Source organism: Alcanivorax sp. HI0083, assembly GCF_001635175.1.
Genome location: NZ_LWFX01000837.1, coordinates 1 through 860 on the forward strand (window position 1 = coordinate 1; position 860 = coordinate 860).

Consider the following 860-nt stretch of genomic DNA (forward strand, 5'->3'; position numbering starts at 1 on the left):
GTGCCCTTGGGTAAACACGACCTACGAGTGGATGGTGTGTTTTGTGGTTTGTAGATACCGTCTCTCCCAATGAACCACAACCCCTCTCAAACGGGCTGTGGTTCATATTCTTTCTGGTGCGCCAGCACGCCGTAAGCGATGTGCACCAGTTTTCTCATGGCCGCGCCCAGCGCTGACATCTTTCGTTTGCCTGCAGCACACAGCCGTTGATATTGGCGCCGAATGCTGGGGTTATGCCGCATCGCCACAACGGCACCCATGTATAACTTTTGCCGCAACGCGGGGTCGCCATTCTTCGAGAGCCGCGGCGCGTGCCTGACCGAACTGCCCGAGGTCCACTCCACCGGCACCAGCCCCATGAAGGCCGCCACTTGTCTGCCACTCTTGAAGCGCCTTGATCGTAGTGCCACCAACAAATGCACCGACAGCACCTCGCCAATACCGGGAATACTCTCCAGCAAGCCTCTATCGCGCTTCAGGCCGTCATGGCGATCAATATGCTCATCCACTTCCTTGACCAGTCGTTTGGCCTCCCGTCGCAGCAACGCCAGCACATGCGTAATCGAGTGCTCCGCTTGCGTATCCCGGTTGAACTGCGCCTTTTCTAACCGGTTCTGTTCCCGCTGAATGTCCTTTTGCACCGTCTCCAGCCGTTTCGCCAGCTGCTTGAGGGTCCGCACTTCCTCTGGCTCAGGCTGCCAAGGCGTCAGCTCCGGGTTGGCTAGAGCAAAATGGGCAATGCGTTTGCTGTCTTTCTTGTCACTCTTGCCTTGATCGCCCAGGGAACGGGCGTAGTAGCGCACGCGGGCAGGGTTCAGCACGTAGACCGTCACACCGGCTTGGTGCAACCAGTGCGCCAG

1 protein-coding gene is annotated in these 860 nt (G+C 58.4%); it reads right to left on the reverse strand.

The features are described 5' to 3' along the window. Nucleotides 1-86: 86 nt before the first annotated feature. Nucleotides 87-860, reverse strand: a 774-nt coding sequence (locus A3754_RS08045) for an IS110 family transposase (protein WP_063519270.1), incomplete at its 5' end; no start/stop codon positions are given.